The organism is uncultured Sulfuricurvum sp. (assembly GCF_937936435.1).
Lineage (GTDB): Bacteria > Campylobacterota > Campylobacteria > Campylobacterales > Sulfurimonadaceae > Sulfuricurvum.
The window spans coordinates 1-16293 of record NZ_CALDDG010000130.1 but is presented as its reverse complement, the minus strand read 5'-3'; the positions used below and the strand labels follow the sequence as shown (position 1 = coordinate 16293).

At 45.2% G+C, this 16293-nt stretch carries 17 protein-coding genes; 8 read left to right on the top strand and 9 right to left on the bottom strand.

Annotated elements, in window-relative coordinates:
* Positions 1-5 precede the first annotated feature (5 nt).
* On the top strand, positions 6-236 hold the full coding sequence (locus Q0389_RS12265; RefSeq protein ID WP_298694555.1) for a hypothetical protein: 231 nt from the start codon (positions 6-8) through the stop codon (positions 234-236).
* On the opposite strand, the gene Q0389_RS12260 is transcribed toward Q0389_RS12265, so the two are convergent.
* A complete protein-coding gene (locus Q0389_RS12260) occupies positions 233-904 on the bottom strand; it encodes a tRNA-uridine aminocarboxypropyltransferase (RefSeq protein ID WP_298694552.1) in 672 nt (223 codons plus the stop codon). The genes Q0389_RS12265 and Q0389_RS12260 overlap by 4 nt on opposite strands.
* Before the next feature lie 73 nt (positions 905-977).
* Between Q0389_RS12260 and Q0389_RS12255 the strand changes: the two genes are divergently transcribed.
* The 6 genes from Q0389_RS12255 to Q0389_RS12230 all read left to right on the top strand — a co-directional run bounded on the left by Q0389_RS12255 (position 978) and on the right by Q0389_RS12230 (position 7328).
* The gene (locus tag Q0389_RS12255) at positions 978-1739 is read left to right on the top strand and encodes a TerB family tellurite resistance protein (protein WP_298694550.1); all 762 of its coding nucleotides are present in this window, start codon (positions 978-980) and stop codon (positions 1737-1739) included.
* A gap of 79 nt (positions 1740-1818) precedes the next feature.
* The gene (locus tag Q0389_RS12250) at positions 1819-2748 is read left to right on the top strand and encodes a GGDEF domain-containing protein (protein WP_298694547.1); all 930 of its coding nucleotides are present in this window, start codon (positions 1819-1821) and stop codon (positions 2746-2748) included.
* A 132-nt stretch (positions 2749-2880) separates the two neighbouring features.
* Positions 2881-4044, top strand: a complete 1164-nt coding sequence (locus tag Q0389_RS12245; protein WP_298694544.1) for a TonB-dependent receptor plug domain-containing protein — start codon at positions 2881-2883, stop codon at positions 4042-4044.
* On the top strand, positions 3950-4885 hold the full coding sequence (locus Q0389_RS12240) for a TonB-dependent receptor (RefSeq protein WP_298694542.1): 936 nt from the start codon (positions 3950-3952) through the stop codon (positions 4883-4885). Before Q0389_RS12245 ends, Q0389_RS12240 begins: the two co-directional genes overlap by 95 nt.
* Positions 4882-5412 carry a hypothetical protein gene (locus Q0389_RS12235; RefSeq protein ID WP_298694540.1) on the top strand — a complete coding sequence of 177 codons (531 nt, stop codon included), beginning with the start codon at positions 4882-4884 and terminating at the stop codon, positions 5410-5412. The genes Q0389_RS12240 and Q0389_RS12235 overlap by 4 nt, the downstream gene beginning before the upstream one ends.
* Positions 5409-7328: a GGDEF domain-containing phosphodiesterase gene (locus Q0389_RS12230; protein ID WP_298694538.1), complete on the top strand. Its 1920-nt coding sequence runs from the start codon at positions 5409-5411 to the stop codon at positions 7326-7328. Before Q0389_RS12235 ends, Q0389_RS12230 begins: the two co-directional genes overlap by 4 nt.
* Positions 7329-7343: 15 nt before the next feature.
* On the opposite strand, the gene Q0389_RS12225 is transcribed toward Q0389_RS12230, so the two are convergent.
* From Q0389_RS12225 to Q0389_RS12215, 3 genes are read right to left on the bottom strand one after another with little or no spacing between them, the layout of a single operon-like run.
* Entirely contained in the window at positions 7344-8594 is a 1251-nt protein-coding gene (locus tag Q0389_RS12225) for a sensor domain-containing diguanylate cyclase (protein WP_298694537.1), read from the bottom strand.
* Positions 8591-9088, bottom strand: coding sequence for a YfiR family protein (locus tag Q0389_RS12220; protein WP_298694536.1), 498 nt, complete (start codon positions 9086-9088; stop codon positions 8591-8593). Before Q0389_RS12220 ends, Q0389_RS12225 begins: the two co-directional genes overlap by 4 nt.
* A 5-nt stretch (positions 9089-9093) precedes the next feature.
* The gene (locus Q0389_RS12215; RefSeq protein WP_298694533.1) at positions 9094-11052 is read right to left on the bottom strand and encodes a TonB-dependent siderophore receptor; all 1959 of its coding nucleotides are present in this window, start codon (positions 11050-11052) and stop codon (positions 9094-9096) included.
* Positions 11053-11226: 174 nt separating this feature from the next.
* Here Q0389_RS12215 and Q0389_RS12210 point away from each other — a divergent pair, with 174 nt between their 5' ends.
* Positions 11227-12393 carry a pyridoxal phosphate-dependent aminotransferase gene (locus tag Q0389_RS12210; RefSeq protein WP_298694530.1) on the top strand — a complete coding sequence of 389 codons (1167 nt, stop codon included), beginning with the start codon at positions 11227-11229 and terminating at the stop codon, positions 12391-12393.
* A gap of 61 nt (positions 12394-12454) precedes the next feature.
* Here the strand turns inward: Q0389_RS12210 and Q0389_RS12205 are convergent, their stop codons facing one another.
* The 5 genes from Q0389_RS12205 to Q0389_RS12185 form a co-directional block, all read right to left on the bottom strand.
* Complete coding sequence (locus Q0389_RS12205; RefSeq protein WP_298694527.1) at positions 12455-12679, bottom strand: hypothetical protein; 225 nt, start codon at positions 12677-12679, stop codon at positions 12455-12457.
* 73 nt (positions 12680-12752) lie between these two features.
* Entirely contained in the window at positions 12753-13298 is a 546-nt protein-coding gene (locus Q0389_RS12200; protein ID WP_298694524.1) for a hypothetical protein, read from the bottom strand.
* Between the two features lie 14 nt (positions 13299-13312).
* A complete protein-coding gene (lpxD, locus tag Q0389_RS12195) occupies positions 13313-14266 on the bottom strand; it encodes a UDP-3-O-(3-hydroxymyristoyl)glucosamine N-acyltransferase (RefSeq protein ID WP_298694523.1) in 954 nt (317 codons plus the stop codon).
* A 4-nt stretch (positions 14267-14270) separates the two neighbouring features.
* On the bottom strand, positions 14271-14741 hold the full coding sequence (gene ilvN / locus Q0389_RS12190) for an acetolactate synthase small subunit (RefSeq protein WP_298694521.1): 471 nt from the start codon (positions 14739-14741) through the stop codon (positions 14271-14273).
* A partial coding sequence (locus Q0389_RS12185; RefSeq protein WP_298694519.1) for an acetolactate synthase large subunit occupies positions 14741-16293 on the bottom strand: 1553 nt, incomplete at its 5' end. The genes Q0389_RS12185 and ilvN, both read right to left, overlap by 1 nt.

Here is a 16293-nt window from a genome sequence, read left to right as displayed (position 1 = left end):
ACAGCATGGATTTAAAACAACAACTGAGCGATTTCGGATGCGGCCGAGAATTTATAGAAATCGCCCTCACCTATGCCCAATTTTACAACCCCGAAACGGATATTGAAACCTTTATCGAATATGTCGAAGAAGCTCATGCCAAAGTCGAAGAAGCCGAAGCGCAAAAAATGATGGAACAAGAGATCGTAGACGCTTCAGGTGTATTTGAAGCATTTAAAGACGACGAAGATATCTAATCTTTCGCTTCTTTAGGTTTAAAGCGGACACTCTCTTCCTTGCTCGACGCACATTGGAGCTGATACGCCACCATCGCCCAAAACGGTTCCAAAAACATTTCCAATGCTTCTTGCGCTATTCTTTCCGTCCCGTGTTGATTAAGCAATTCCAAAACACTCAATGTCGACTCGATCGTCGAAAGACAATACTCTTCGGGCTGTTCTTTGATCTGAAACTGTGAACGTTTCGTATGGGTAAAGCTCAAACGGGGAAGCATTTGCAGATTCTTGCTCAATCGGAGTATTTTAACGGAACACGGCCACGTCGAATCGATCAAAAAAATCACGGCCCGTTTATCGTGATTATTCAATGGGTGTTCATTTAGATATATACTCTCTTTTCCCGGATAGAGGAGATAACAGCGATTGCCTTCATCCCCGATGATCGCATTGACGGCGGCGTGGTCCGTAAAATCGACATCGATATAGAGCTCCGAGTTCGGCAATGAGAGATGGGTCAGATGTCCGGTTCCGTTTTTTGTTTTTTTAAACTCTTTGGGATGCATCAAGATGACGAATTTTGTTTCCGTCGATACCGGTCGAACATGAGAACACATGCATGATGAGAGTGGACGATAGCACCGGTAGCATTTTTCTCTAACCTGTATTATTGTGTTAATATCGCGCATACGACCCTTGTTCTCTATTGGTTTGTTATCGATTAACAGGTAGACTACCGTTTTATTTTTTAGAGGAGACGTTATGACTCAAATCATACTTTTCATCCTTGTTGTCGGCGTATTTTACTGGATTTTTCGCGGCTATTCGCATAATCAGGCCCATGTCTATTCCAAAAATCAGTTCCGCAGTTTCATTTTGAGTAAAGAGTCTCTGATGCAAAGCGAATTGGGACTTTTCGTCGCCCTCGTCGCCAAAGTCGCGAAAGCAGACGGCAGAGTCGATGAGCTCGAAGCGGAACTCGTCGGCAATATGTTTAACGACATCAGCGCCCTCTTTCCCGATCCGCAGGGGACGAAACAACTGCTCAAAGAGATTTTCGATATCGAGAAGCAACGCGATGACAATCTCGAAACCGTGGCAGAACAGCTGTATCACGTGCTCCAAAACGACACCCTCAAACGACAAAAAATGTTAGAGTTTTTGGTCAACCTCACCTATATAGACGGAGTCTTGAGCCATAGCGAAGAGACGATGCTGCGTCGTATTGCCTCTATTTTACGGTTTCATGACGATCATCTCTCTCAAATGATGGAGCGTTTCGGATCGTTTCACCGCCATAGCGTCAAAGAGAGTTCCATCTCACAGGCATACGCTCTTCTGGGAATCACGCCAGATGTCAGTGACGATGCGCTCAAAAAAGCTTATCGTGCGCTCGTTCGCGAACACCATCCGGATATCATCAAAGCACAGGGAGCTTCCGATGAATATCTCAAAGCGGCTACCGAAAAAGTACAAGAGATCAACGCAGCTTACGAAATGATCAAAAAAACGCGAGGAATATGAGAAAATATCGGATTCCTACTGTAAATAATCGCTGAAAATGTTACAATAAAAATTCATCATTATTATTCAAAGGTTTTCCATGAGCGAAACAGTAGTATTCGACAAGATTTTCGCCATACATGATCAAGCCGTTGGAACGCTTCGGTCACTCAGAATTGCCCCTTATCCCACCCAATATAAAAAATATTTTGACGAGATTTTTATCGAACAGGCAGATGCCGCACTGCGTAAAGCCCAGAAAGAGGCTGAAGCCGTCGATACCAATAGCAGCGATCTCGCGCGCTATCTTGATATTGCCCATCGAACTTTAATTACTTTCGCCGAGACTCATGCCGATATCTCCGCCGTTGCAAAATTGCAAGAAGAGTACATCCAAAACGCTTCCGAACAGGGGATAGAACGATGTATTAATTTTATCGACGGGCTAAGTGCTTTAAGTGACAATATGCTTTCTGAACTCGAAAAAGCACAATCGACTATCAATCATTTAAATACCGAGCTCAAACACGCGCAGGAACAATTGACCACCGATCCTTTGACCCAAATCACCAATCGAAAAGGGCTGTTGGAAGATTTGGAAGCGAGCATCGAAGCGGGTAAAAATAAAAAATTGCCGTTGGTTATGATGATGATCGATGCCGACGATTTCAAAGCCCTTAACGATTTTTACGGTCATCTTACGGGAGACAAGGTACTTCATTTCATGGCGCAAAGCATCAAATCGCTTATCCGCGGCGGAGACAAAGTCTACCGTTACGGCGGCGAAGAATTTATCGTTCTCCTAAACCGCTGCGAACACGATCAGGCATTTGCCGTTGCCGACAAAATCCGTACCAAAATCGAACACAGCCACTTGATCTATTCGGGAAAAACGCTTCAACTCACCGTCAGTATCGGCGTCACGACCCATCATGAAGGGGACAGTTTTGAAAGCTTTTTGGAACGTGCCGATCAAGCTATGTATCATGCCAAAAATGAGGGAAAAAATAAAACGGTATTAATAGATTAAAATTTATTTTTCTTATCTCACGAGTGCGTTTCGCACTCCCTGAATCCCTCCTGTATTCGTATTTGTATTCTTTTTTACTGTTTTTTAATCTTCCGTTTGTCACAATCATAGACTTTAATATCAAAGGTAGTCGTGAAGTTTTCCTCTTACGCCCTTTTCTTTGTCGCCTGTACCCTCTGTGCGGATGAAAATCCTATGATGGCGTCTCTAAACGACGATATGCTCCAAGCGACACAACTCGCCAACGAAACCAATCAAAACATCGACTACCAACCGTTTATCCTCTCGGTATGGGAGCAAAAAGAATTATTTTCATTCGGGGCCAAAACCCTTAAAGATGCCCTGATGCTTATTCCCGGAGTCGATATGACAGGAGACACGATGAATAACCGTACCCCTGTTATTCGCGGTTCCAATCCTCTGGCATACGGACAGACGAAACTCGCGATCGACGGAATCGTCGTCAATGACCGCACATTTGACAGCTACAACGCTTATTTGGATTTTCCGATAGAACTCATCCAGCGCATCGAAGTCGTTCGGGGAAGCGGAAGTTTCATCGAAGGTGTCAACGGCTATTCGGGAACCATCAACGTCATTACCTATGCCAAAGAGGAAAAGAGCGGAGATAACGGAAGTATTTTCGGCAGTTTCGGCAATGATTCGGCCAGACAAGCCGGTTTTTTCTATACCCGTCGTACACCTAACTGGAAACTTTCCTCCGATCTGTTTTATCAAACCCAAGATGCGCTTAGCCCTATCAGTGTCACCGACGCATACGGCAATACCGGTTTTGCTCCATTGGGAAGTACCCAATTCGGGCTAGGAGTGACCTATTCCTACGGTGATTTTTCCCTCAAAGGGAGGCTCAACCGGTTTGAATCGGGAAGCGCTTTCGGCAATGTATATGCTTTGCCGAATATGGACGGAACCCAATCTTTCCCTTCCTGGTATATCGAAGGAGAATACCGGCACCCTCTCAGTGAGAATCTTTCCATCGATCTGAAAGCCGGGATTATGGAAGACGGATGGGAAAGCGATTCCCAAACCCTTCCTCCCGGAACCACCTACAGCGGCAACACCTATCCTAACGGTTTTTGGGCATTTTACAAACTTAAAAGCCGCTCCGTCTACGAAAAAGTATCCGCGACCTATACCGGAATCGAAAATCATAAAATTACTGCGGGGTATACCCATAAATTTGAAAAAGTCATCTCTCTCCGCCATTACGACCGAAACCGTCAACAACGGTACCGATCTCGTCGACTATTCCGATTCTGCACCGTTTTTAGATAAAAATGCCGCTCAGCGTCATACCGATGAATTTTACCTCGGCGACATGATCGAACTGAGTGACCAACTAGCCCTTTCGTTGAATGTCGGAGCTACCAAAGCTTCCAATATCAGCTTTCATTCATACAAGCGGGCAGCTTTGGTGTTTCAACCCTATCGGCAACATATCCTGAAATTTATGGTCGGAGATGCCTATCGCCTCCCTTCTTGGCAAGAGATGTATACCCTCAACAACCCCGCAAGAATCGGAAATCCCGATCTCGAGCCTGAGCATGCCATCTCCTATGAAACCCAGTATCTTTACAAACCGACGGCAGATGCATCGATGGGAATCAACCTTTTTTACATCCACAACACGGAACAAATCACCTCCAACACCGCCGACCACACTTTTCAAAATGTCGGAGAACGCAATATTTTAGGATTTGAAACCGAATTTCGCGAAAAAATCGGAGAAGATGACAACGTCGCTTTCTCTTACAGCTATATTTCAGGGGAAACGATCAAAGGTAACGTTACAACCGACTATCTCCCTTTCGCATCTCAACATATGCTAAAAGCGGCTTTATCGTATGCGCTGGCACCCGAATGGAAAGTCGGCCTTATAGGGCGATACAGCAGTATTAAAGAACGCCGTCCGAATGATAACCGCAGTGCTACGGATGCATTTACGACGGCAGATATCGTTTTAGGATGGGAAAACTACCAAGGATTTTATGTTCAAGGAGCTATCAAGAATCTTGCGGATGAAATCTACCGTTATCCTTCCCCTCCCTCAACCTATCAAGACGACTATCCGGTTGAGGGACGTACTTATTGGGTACGTACAGGATGGAAGTTTTGATCCGGTTGTTTATCATTTTGGTATTTCAGTTTTTGGCTATCCATGCTGAAGACTCCGTATTGCTGAATACAAATATCCGTATGATCCCGAAACTAATGGCGCTCGATACCCAGATACTCTCGAAAACCAAATCCGATAAAGTCATCCTTGCCGTCGTCTATGAAGGCAAACGGAACCGTGAGGCTAAAGAGATTGCAGAACAGATGAATAAATACTATAACGGCAAAGTCGCCAATATCGCTTTTAACGCGGTGGCTGTCTCTGCTGATGATTTTTTTTCACTTCGCAATATCGGCTGCATTTTCGTAACACCGATGAATTTCCAAATAACCTCTAAAATAGCCGCTTGGGCATCAGCCAACTCAATCGCCAGTTTCTCGTATAATGTTTCCGATCTTGACGAAGGGATTTTAGGCTCAATCAGTATCGAACGCCAAACCTTTATCTATATCAGCAAAAAAACACTCAAACAAAGCAATATCCGCTTCAATGATATTTTATTTCAAGTAGCGAGGCTCGTCGAATGAAACTTTTTAAGAACGCACGCCTATCGACAAAACTCTTTACGTCACTTGTAATTGCATCCGTAGTATTGTTTTTCATCATTACCCTCGCGACTTTTGCCATCGTTCGCGATTTGACCATGAATTCTCAAAAAGAAAAAGCGGCACTGTTGATCGATGCTGTCGAACCTTCCGTTTCTCTATCCTTATTCTTGGGAATCAAAGAGATGGGAGAGAAACTCTCCTCGATCACCCGTCTGCATGAAGTGGTGGCACTGGAAGTGCGTGACATCCGGGGTAATGCTCTTTTGGATTATCGCCAATCCGAGGCTGTTTCTCCCTATGAATCGATCCGGCTGACAAAAAATCTGATGGAACCTTCTTCTCTCAAAAAAATCGGAACCATTTCGCTTACCTATTCGGGTGAAGAATTTGCCAAAACGATGGAGCGGTTTTACGTTTTGTATATATGGGTTGGGCTTAGTGTTCTGGCGATTCTTTTGATCATGGCCTTATGGATCAACCGTCTTTTACTGCCGATTAAAATCATTGCAAGCAAAGTAAAAAGTTTCAAGCCAGGAGAAAAAATCACGTTCAATATTCCCTATGCCCAACGTGAATTTACCCAAATTATCCATGCTTTCGAATCGATGCAACATCGTGTATGGGAGTATTCTCACAAAATTAAAGCCATTAACAAGGATTTGGAGATACAGGTCACCGAACAAACCAGAGAAGCGACCCGCCACCTCTATTTTGACAACCTCACCGCACTGCCAAACCGTCTTAAACTCCAAGAGGATCTCCAAAGCCAGACCACCAATACTGTTGCTATCTTAAATATAGACGATTTCAAAGAGATCAACGACTTCTTCGGAATCGATGCCGGAGACTGGCTCCTCAGCCAGATAGCCCATTGGCTTGGCGAGATGAGACTCTCTCCGTATCGCCTCGGAGGCGATGAGTTCGCATTCCGAAAAAAATCAAACAGTTCGAATGATGAATTTCGGCACGATATCGAAGTACTCCTCTCCCTGCTCAATGAAAAACTCTTTATGATTGCCGATGAGACGGTACATATCCGTGCTACGGTCGGAATGGCGATTAACAGCGATAAACCGCTCATTCATGCCGATGTCGCACTAAATAAAGCCCGTAAGGCAAAAGTACCGTTTTCACTCTATGACAGTGCCGAGGGGATCGAACAGCAGTATAAACTCAATATTGCCATGTCATCGCAGATCCGACAAGCGCTCGTGGAACACCGAATCGTGTGCCAATACCAGCCTATCGTCTCGTGCGAGAGCGGTATAATCGAAAAATATGAAAGTTTGGTACGGATCAAAAATGAAGACGGAACCTTGATCGGCCCTTACGAATTTTTACCGATCGCCCAAAAAACGAAGCTGTATCACCATATTACCCAAGAGGTCGTTTATCAGGCATGTACTCTCTTCGCCGGACGTACCGAACAGTTTTCGATTAATCTCTCCAGCAGCGATATTTTAGATGAAAAAACCGTAACGACGATAGAAAATATTTTACGCCAAACCGGCACAGCCAATCGCGTCATTTTCGAAATTTTGGAATCTGAAGGGATTGAAAATTTTGATCAGGTCGCCTCATTCATCTCGCGCATGAAAACACTGGGGGTAAAAATCGCCATCGATGACTTCGGAACCGGCTATTCGAATTACGAAAACATCCTTAAACTCAATGTCGACATTCTCAAAATAGACGGCTCTCTTATCAAATCGATCGACCAAAATCCGCGCCACCGTATCGTTGTCGAGGCTATCGTCGATTTTGCCCACCGCATCGGTATCGATACCGTAGCCGAATTTGTTGCCTCCGAAGAGATTCTCCGAAGTGTCACCGACCTCGGTATCACCTATGCGCAAGGATTTCATACCGGGAAACCGCAATTCCTGACCCGTTAAGCGATTGCGGTTCGATCAAAGAAGCGTCTGCGAATCTCCATACATCCTGATTGTATTTTTTCCGTCTCGTTTTGCGGCATACATCGCACTATCGGCCGTACTCATCAAAGTACGCACGTCATGAGCATGCTGAGGAAAACAGCTAATCCCTATACTGGCCCCTACTTTCACCTCATGAGCCTCGATCAAAAGCGGAGTTGACATCGATTGAATGATTTTCTGTGCGATTCTATCGACCGATTCACAATCCGAAGTGCTTTCGATGAGAACGGCAAATTCATCTCCTCCGATACGGAAAAGGCTGTCGTTTTGTCTCATTGTTGATGTAATGCATTCACTTATATGACGGAGTAAAAGATCGCCGACATGGTGTCCCAATTGATCATTTACCCCTTTAAAATCATCCAAATCGATAATCATAAGATAGCATGTAGTCCCGTATCGTAAAGCATTTCCGACACTTTGTTCAATCCGTTCTTCAAAATAATGACGGTTGGCAATTCCGGTTACACGGTCATAATAGGCCAACTGCTGCATTGTCAGATCACGTTTGCGAATCTGTGACATCATCTCTCCGAACGCACGGGAAAGATTCCCGACTTCATCATGAGAGTCCACCTTCACCGGAGTGGAATAATCTTTCTCGTCCGTCACTTTCTGTGTCGCGGCGATCAAATCCAAAAGAGGATCGGTGATAGTTCGGCTGATGCGAATCGCTACCAATCGTGCCAGAAAGTATCCTGCCGATGCCGTCATCAGTACAATCAGAGCAAACCATCCCATACGGTCGTAAAAAGAGTTCAGACTACTTTTTAAAATCAAGGAGCCGACAAATTCCGAACGCAAAAAGATCGGTTTTTCAATCGTAATATCATTTATTGTCAAATGTTCTTGATGTACTTTCGAAACATTAAAATGCTCAATCTTTTTTTTGCGGTCACGTCTGTCGACATAATAACTTTTCAAAACCGTCCCGTTTTTTAACACCAGATGTGCTTCGATCAAGTCTTGTGCGCCGTGCAATGCCGAAAGTGTTTCGAGAGCCGAACCTTCATCCCCAAACGCCATCGCCGCAGCCGAGCTTTCTCCCACGATATCCGCCTGCACCCGTATTTCATCCAAAACGGCACTGCGTAAAGCATAATATTCATACACCATTAATACAATGACGACAGGGATAAACGCTGCCGCAATCGCAATCATATTCGAATAAAACAATTTTTTTTGGATCGGCCAATAATTCAGCCTCTGCTTAAAAGGGATCACGGTTCAACTTTTCGCGCCAGCTTCAATAATCGGGAACTGACATCCAAATCTGTATTTTTAAACGTTTGCAAATTGACATCGAATGCCAATTTGCGATTATCACGTACAATCATAATATGAGTATCGGCAAATGACATATTTTCCGTAATAACCAATACCGGAGTCCCCGCAAGTTTTTGAATCACTTTTTCCCCCCGCTGTTCTTCGGATTCGGGAATAAAGAGCATTTTGCACTCTTTGGCTTCTTGGGCATTCGTCACGGTCAAAACTTTCAGCTTTTGATTATGCAGCGTTTTGTTTTGAAGCACATCCGACGCCGTACCCAAATTTTCTCGGAAAAAGCAGAGATTAAAATTTTCACTTTTATCTCCTTTAGGCCAATCGGTCAAAAGGGCAAAGTTATACAGGTATGCCGCTTTGAGGGTATTTTCAGGTAATGCGTCGGCTCTTAGCATCTGCCAGCATACAACACTCAGGATTAATAAGCTCTTCAAGAATTTCATCGGAAGTTATACTCCCATTCAATCCAGAAGGTTCGCCCGTCTTGAGGATATAGCAGATCATCGTTACTTTGGAGATTGACGACATCACCGTAATGTTCATTGAAAACATTGCGAATTTTAAACGTCAGATCGCTGTTCGGAATCCATTCATGCGATAGCAACGTCACATTTGTCAGCGTGTACGACGGAGCGCATTCCTCTCTTGTATCCGTATCGAGTGGGCGGCTGCCCAAATAGTGTACTTCGACTCCGCCACGGAGCCGCTCGTCCATGATCGGGGTTGATAAATTAAACTTAGCAATATGTTTCGGAGTGTTGACAAGCGGCAGAGAGTCTTTTTTCTCGTAAGCCTTTTGATAGGTATAACTCGTCCGCATCCGTACACCGGAGTCCCAGTGCTTTTCGAACTCGGCTTCGATCCCTCTGGCGATAATATCCGACTCCGGCGTTCGCGATATTCGGTCGCCGAAGTGATACCGATACAAAGAGATCAACCCTTTACTTTCATGTCCGAATTTTTCTTCGACTACTAGTTCCGTCGTTTGTACCTGTTCGGGAGTCGTCGTCTGTGCCTCCGATGCCGTAGCCTGCCGGGTGCTGATTCCAGTCGATAATTTTAGCTGTGTCGTTTCTCTCGGTTTCCAAATCAACGCCGCCTGCGGACTGAGGGCACCATAATCGTTATCGCTGGTCTCTAAACGCATACCGTAATTAAATCTCCATTCAGGGGTGATCGTAAACTCATCATAACCGTAAAGGCTATACGTTTTTCGGGTAGGATAGTGATGGTTTCCTGCATACCATACATCACCGGTCGTCACATCGCTAAATATGTGTGAATAATCCCATTGATAATCGTGACGATACTCCGCTCCGAATGAAATAACGTGATTATCGAACCACGTCCCGACAAATTTTGCATCGGCTCCATACCATCGAGCGGTACTTTTGAGTTCCATTTTAGAATCCATAAAGGCCATTGATGCGGAATCATCGAAGCCAAAGCGGTACATTCCATACCAAACAGACGCCGAAAGTTTAAGATTTTGTGCTAAATCCGAATCAACGACCAAACGGACAAAGCCGTTTTCATCCGTATTAAGTACCGGATCTTTTTCCCATACTTCCCCATAAGCATACGTCGGCATACCGATTTTTCGTTTTGCCCATCCGCTTGTCAAGGTCACATGATCGTATGTGCCTTTAAAAAAGAGCCGTTTATTCGACTCGCCGTGCTGTCCGCGTTGCATAGTCGCAACGCCGCCGTCATCGTAGGTGAAATTGCGCCCGTCGCTATTGTAATCCGATGCCGAAAGGAGGATATCGGCTCCGTTATCGAGTTTTTTACCGAATGAAACTCTACGGCTGTGGGTGTCATGGCTTCCATATCCGTAAGCGACTTGAACCGCATCGAGATCGGAACCTTTTTTCGTGATGATATTGATGACTCCGAGTAGCGCACCGTTGCTGTATCCGGCAGAGCTTCCGCCGGGGATATACTCCACCCGTTCAATCAAGGAGATGTCTAAAATACCGTCATTGCCGATATATGCTTGTCCGAACATACTGTCATCGGCACGGTATCCGTCGATTAGAACAATAATTCGGCCCGCATATTGTCCCGGACTGCTATACCCTCGACCGGCCAGGTAGGTATAACTGTAGTCTTCGAACGTATGTAATCCACGCATACTTCCCAGTATCTCTCCGAGCGTTCGATAGCCGTAGTCTTTGATGTCCTGTGCAGTAACGATCGATACGGCGGAAGCCGCGTTGCTGATTTGATTGGCGATGTGGCTGGCAGGGATATATTCCGTTTGCAGAAGCTCTTCGAAGTCGATAGACGTAGCATCGACTGATATCGGCTCATCCGCGATAAGAACCGATGAAAAAAGAAACGAACAGCACAATAAAGAGAGAGAGAGAGAACGGCGTTTGATACGATTACGAGCCACGTTCACTCCCTCCTTGTATATAAATTTTACGATATCGGCAAATTTGAGTCGCATTGTAGCGCATTCATGGTTAGATTTTACTCATTATTATGATCTTATTTTCCAGTGTGGTATACAAATTAAACTTTTATTCGATCCATGTTATAATTCCGAAATTTTTTACAGGGGCTTTTTATGCTAACCGATCGCGTCAATACACTCTCCGAATCGATTACCATTGCTATCAGTACGCTAGCGCAAGAACTCAAAGCACAGGGAAAAAACATCCTCAGTTTCTCCGCCGGCGAACCTGATTTCGACACTCCGCAAGTGATCAAAGATGCCGCTATTAAAGCTATTAATGAAGGCTTTACCAAATACACCGCAGTAGACGGGATCCCCGATTTAAAAGCGGCAATCGCCCTTAAACTCAAACGGGATAACAATCTCGACTACAAACCCAACCAGATCATCACCAACAACGGTGCGAAACACTCTCTTTACAACCTTTTTGCCTGTACGATCCAAAACGGGGACGAAGTGATTATCCCGGCTCCCTACTGGGTCACTTATCCCGAGCTTGTGATGTACTGCGGCGGGAAAGTTGTCGAAATTATGACCGATGATGCAAGCGGCTTTAAAATCACACCGGAACAACTGAAAAACGCGCTAACGCCGAAAACAAAAATGTTGATTCTTACCTCTCCTTCAAATCCGACCGGTGCGGTATATTCCCGCGAGGAGCTTACGGCTCTCGGAAAAGTTTTAGAAGGGACGAATGTTATCGTTGCCAGTGACGAGATGTACGAGAAACTGATTTATGACGGTGAATTCACCTCTGCAGCAGCCGTCAGTGACGATATGTACAAACGTACCATTACCATTAACGGTCTTTCAAAATCGGTAGCAATGACCGGATGGCGCTTCGGATATATGGCAGCAGCTAACACCGAAATCATCCAAGCAACCAAAAAACTTCAAAGCCAAAGCACATCCAATATCAACAGTATTACTCAAAAAGCAGCTATCGTAGGTCTCAACGGTGCTGCGGATGCCGATATCGAAGCAATGCGCGTCGCTTTTAAAGCACGACGTGACGAAGCGGTAAAACTTTTCAACGAAATCGACGGCTTATCCGTTTTATCACCTGCCGGCGCTTTTTATCTCTTCGTCAATATTAAACAAGTAAGCAATGACTCAATGCAGTTTTGTAAAGAGCTTCTTGAGGATCAAGGTATTGCGGTAGTTCCGGGGGTTGGATTCGGCTCTGAGGGATACTTCCGATTCAGCTTCGCAACCGACATCGACAGTATCCGTGAAGGGATTAAGCGGATTGCAACTTTCGTTGCAACTAAAAAGTAATTATTGATGCTTTCGGTATAAACCGAAAGCGCGACAGTTTTTTTCTAAAGCAATTCGGTGATTATACCTTCAAACTTTGGAGGGCTTCAACGACCGCATCGATATTTCCCATAGGCAAATGAACTTTCCATTCCGGATTTTTGACATCACCCGATAATGAGATTCCGATACTTGCGACACTGTCACTTCCTGCCCCATACGGCTCATCTACCTTACTAATAGAGATCACACCTTTTTTCGTTCCGTCTAGCGGAATCTCTTTGATAATGGTTACGGCAGAACTCATAATTTCTCCTATGTGTACAGTATAGGAAAGAGTTTAACCGATTTTGGCTAAAGCAATCTTAAAAAAAATAGAATTACTCCGAACCTTGTGCTTTTGCGTTATCACCGTAAATAAATGCATACATTTTACGGTAGTAACGCTCGTTTCGTGTTCTATCTACTGCACTAAAGTGGTGATATCGTCCCAAGGTTTCCCATGAATAGCCGAAACTTTTCACAAGCTTCGTCAAAATTGCATTGGCCTGTTCGCGGGCTGTACTCTCTTCAAAGTATTCATGCAGCATCGGGTTCGGATGATATTTGTAATTGATTTGATACGGTCCGAGATCGAGGTTGACGATTCCACCCTCTATGAGAGCCTGCGCCTGTACGCTGCACTCTTGACTAGACCCGCACCGGATAAGATGTCCTTCTACCGCAAAACCTGCGGCAGCGGCGCGCTGCGCTTCTTCGACGGCATTAATCCGAATTACATTCGGATTGCATTCGCCGTTTTCTTTCAGGCATTCGCAATGTTTGATTGCATCCAGAACAATGTCAGGCATACGAATATCGGTCGGGAGGTCATCCGCACTCACAAGTGTAGTCAAGAATATCAGTCCCGCTGCCGTTTTTCGCATCCCTTCTCCTTGCATCAAACGTTTTTATCCAACATTTTAGCCAATTTTGCCTGCATTTTCAGCCATAACTTATGTTCCATCAGCGGAAAGCCGCTGTAGACCCCTTTTTTATCAATGCTTTTTGTTACTCCCGAACGTGCCGCAAGCGTCGTAAAAGGGGCAATACTTAGATGTCCTGCAGTTGCACTTTGCCCGCCCATCACAACATTGCGTCCAAGTACCGTCGACCCTGCGAGTCCCGACTGGGACACCATAATGGTGTATTCACCGATCACACAATTATGACCGATTTGGACAAGATTGTCGATTTTAACGCCTTGTTTAATAATCGTCGAACCGAATACAGCACAGTCGACTGTGGTATTCGCACCGATTTCAACATCGTTCTCAATAATCACATTACCGTTTTGATAGAGTTTGACATGCTCGCCCGTCTTTGTATGGGCGTATCCGAAACCGTCACTTCCTATGACACTGCCGGCATGAATCATCACGCCATCACCGATACGGCAGTTGCGGTAGACGGCAACATTAGGATATAAAATAACATCATTTCCTATAATACAGTCGGTACCGATATAAACACCGCTCATTATCGTACAGTTTTCACCGATTTTAGCACCGTTTTCGATATGTGCCGTCGGATAGACAACAGTACCGGTTCCGATAATCGGTGCTACATCACTGCTTCGAATCGGTATAGCAAAATATTTTGAAAGTTTTGCTACCGTCAAATAGGGTTCGTCGGTTTCTAATGCGATAACACCTTTAGGTAAAAGATGCCCTTTTGCTTTAGGGAGAATTACGGCTGAAGCACGGGTCAGCGATAAATCTTTTTCGTATTTCGAATCCGAAAGAAACGAAATTTCGCCCGCACCTGCTTCTTTAAGAGTATTCATACCGAATATCTCCGTGGTGTCCGTGACACCATCACATCCCAGTAACAGAGCGATTTCCTGAAGTTTCATCCTGTTATCTCTCAAGCGCAACGGAGCCGCTGCGGACAATCTCTTTAGGGTGGAACCGTTTGATCGCTTCGAGGAAATGACTTACGCGCAACGGTTCGTCGGCTACCATAGCGATCAATGTATCGCTCCCGACATTAACGATACGTCCGTTATACGCGTGCGCCAAAGCTTCGATATCTCCTAATGACTCGCTCATCGGAATTTTAACCATAGCCATCTCTTTTTCAACGAGATCGGCATGTTCATATACTTTTAAAACCGGAATCAGTTTATGCAACTGTTTCGTAATTTGCTCTATCACCCGTACCGACCCTGAGGTAACGATGGTAATACGGGAGTATTTGGAATCGGGAATCGGAGCCACAGTCAACGACTCGATATTATACCCCCGTCCTGAAAACAACCCGGCGATACGTGATAATACGCTCGCTTCGTTCATTACAATAACCGAAATAACGCGACGTGCTTCTTCCATTATTTCTCCTTGTACTCTAACATCATATTAAACAACGATCCGCCGGCAGGAACCATCGGCAAAACATTTTCAAAACGGTTGACGGCAACATCGATAATGGCAACGACATTTTTTTCAACCGCATCTTTCAAGGCGGCATCAAACTCTTCTTTGGTCGTTACACGGTACCCTATTCCGCCGAAACTCTCTGCCAATTTAACAAAATCAGGCTGCATCGACAGATCGGTCGATGAATGGCGTTTATCGTAAAAGAGCGTTTGCCACTGACGAACCATTCCCAAAAAGTTGTTATTTAGAATGACGTTGATAACCGGAAGTTTATATTCGACCGCCGTCATCAATTCCTGAATATTCATCAGAATCGATCCGTCTCCGGTAATATTGATACTTACCCGCTCCATATCGGCTCGTTTAACCCCCATTGCGGCAGGGAATCCAAATCCCATTGTCCCAAGACCTCCGGAGCTGATCCATTGGCGCGGTCGGGTAAACGGATAAAACTGTGCCGTCCACATTTGATGTTGTCCTACATCGGTGGAGATGTTTGCTCCGTCGCCTAGAAGCTGCCCGATTCGTTCGACTACCCATTGCGGTTTAATGCGATCACCCTCTTCTTTATATCCAAGCGGATGAAGTTTGTTAAAGTTGGCAATCGTATTGTGCCACGGTATATAACGCTGTGGATCGATTTGCTCGTTGGCCAACGGGATCATCGCTTCAAGTACATTTTTAACATCGCCGACGATCGGATAATGAGCCGTAACGAGTTTCGAAATACTCGCCGGATCGATATCTACATGGATGATTTGCGCATTTTTGGCAAACTCGGAGAGTTTACCCGTAACGCGATCGTCAAAACGGGCCCCTAGCGCGATAACCATATCGGTCTCAGACATAGCCATATTCGCAGCATACGATCCATGCATCCCGAGCATTGAGATCAACAACGGATCATCATATCTAAGCGTTCCGCGTGCCATAAACGTCTCAACAGCAGGAATTTGTGTCATTTTTGAAAACTCACGTACCAAATCTGCCGCATTGGAGTTGATAATACCGCCGCCCAGATACAAAAGCGGACGTTTTGACGATGCGATGGCTTCAATCGCTTTTTTGATCTGACGGGCATTCCCTTTCATCGTCGGTTTATAGGTCTCCAATTCAACATCTTTCGTGTAGTCAAATGTTGCGATTTGAGCCGTTACGTCTTTTGGAATATCGACGTGAACCGGCCCCGGACGCCCCGTACGGGCGATATAAAATGCCTCTTTGAGGATTCGCGGCAAATCAGCCGCATCGGTAACAAGATAATTATGTTTTGTACACGGACGGCTGATACCGACAGCATCGATCTCTTGAAATGCATCCGTACCGATCAACGACATAGGGACTTGACCGCTGATAACGACGAGGGGAATCGAGTCCATATAGGCATCCGCTAAACCGGTCACACCGTTGGTAAATCCGGGACCTGACGTAATCATCGCTACGCCGACTTTTCCGGTTGCTTTTGCATAGCCTTCGGCTGCATGGACTGCCGCTTGTTCGTGAC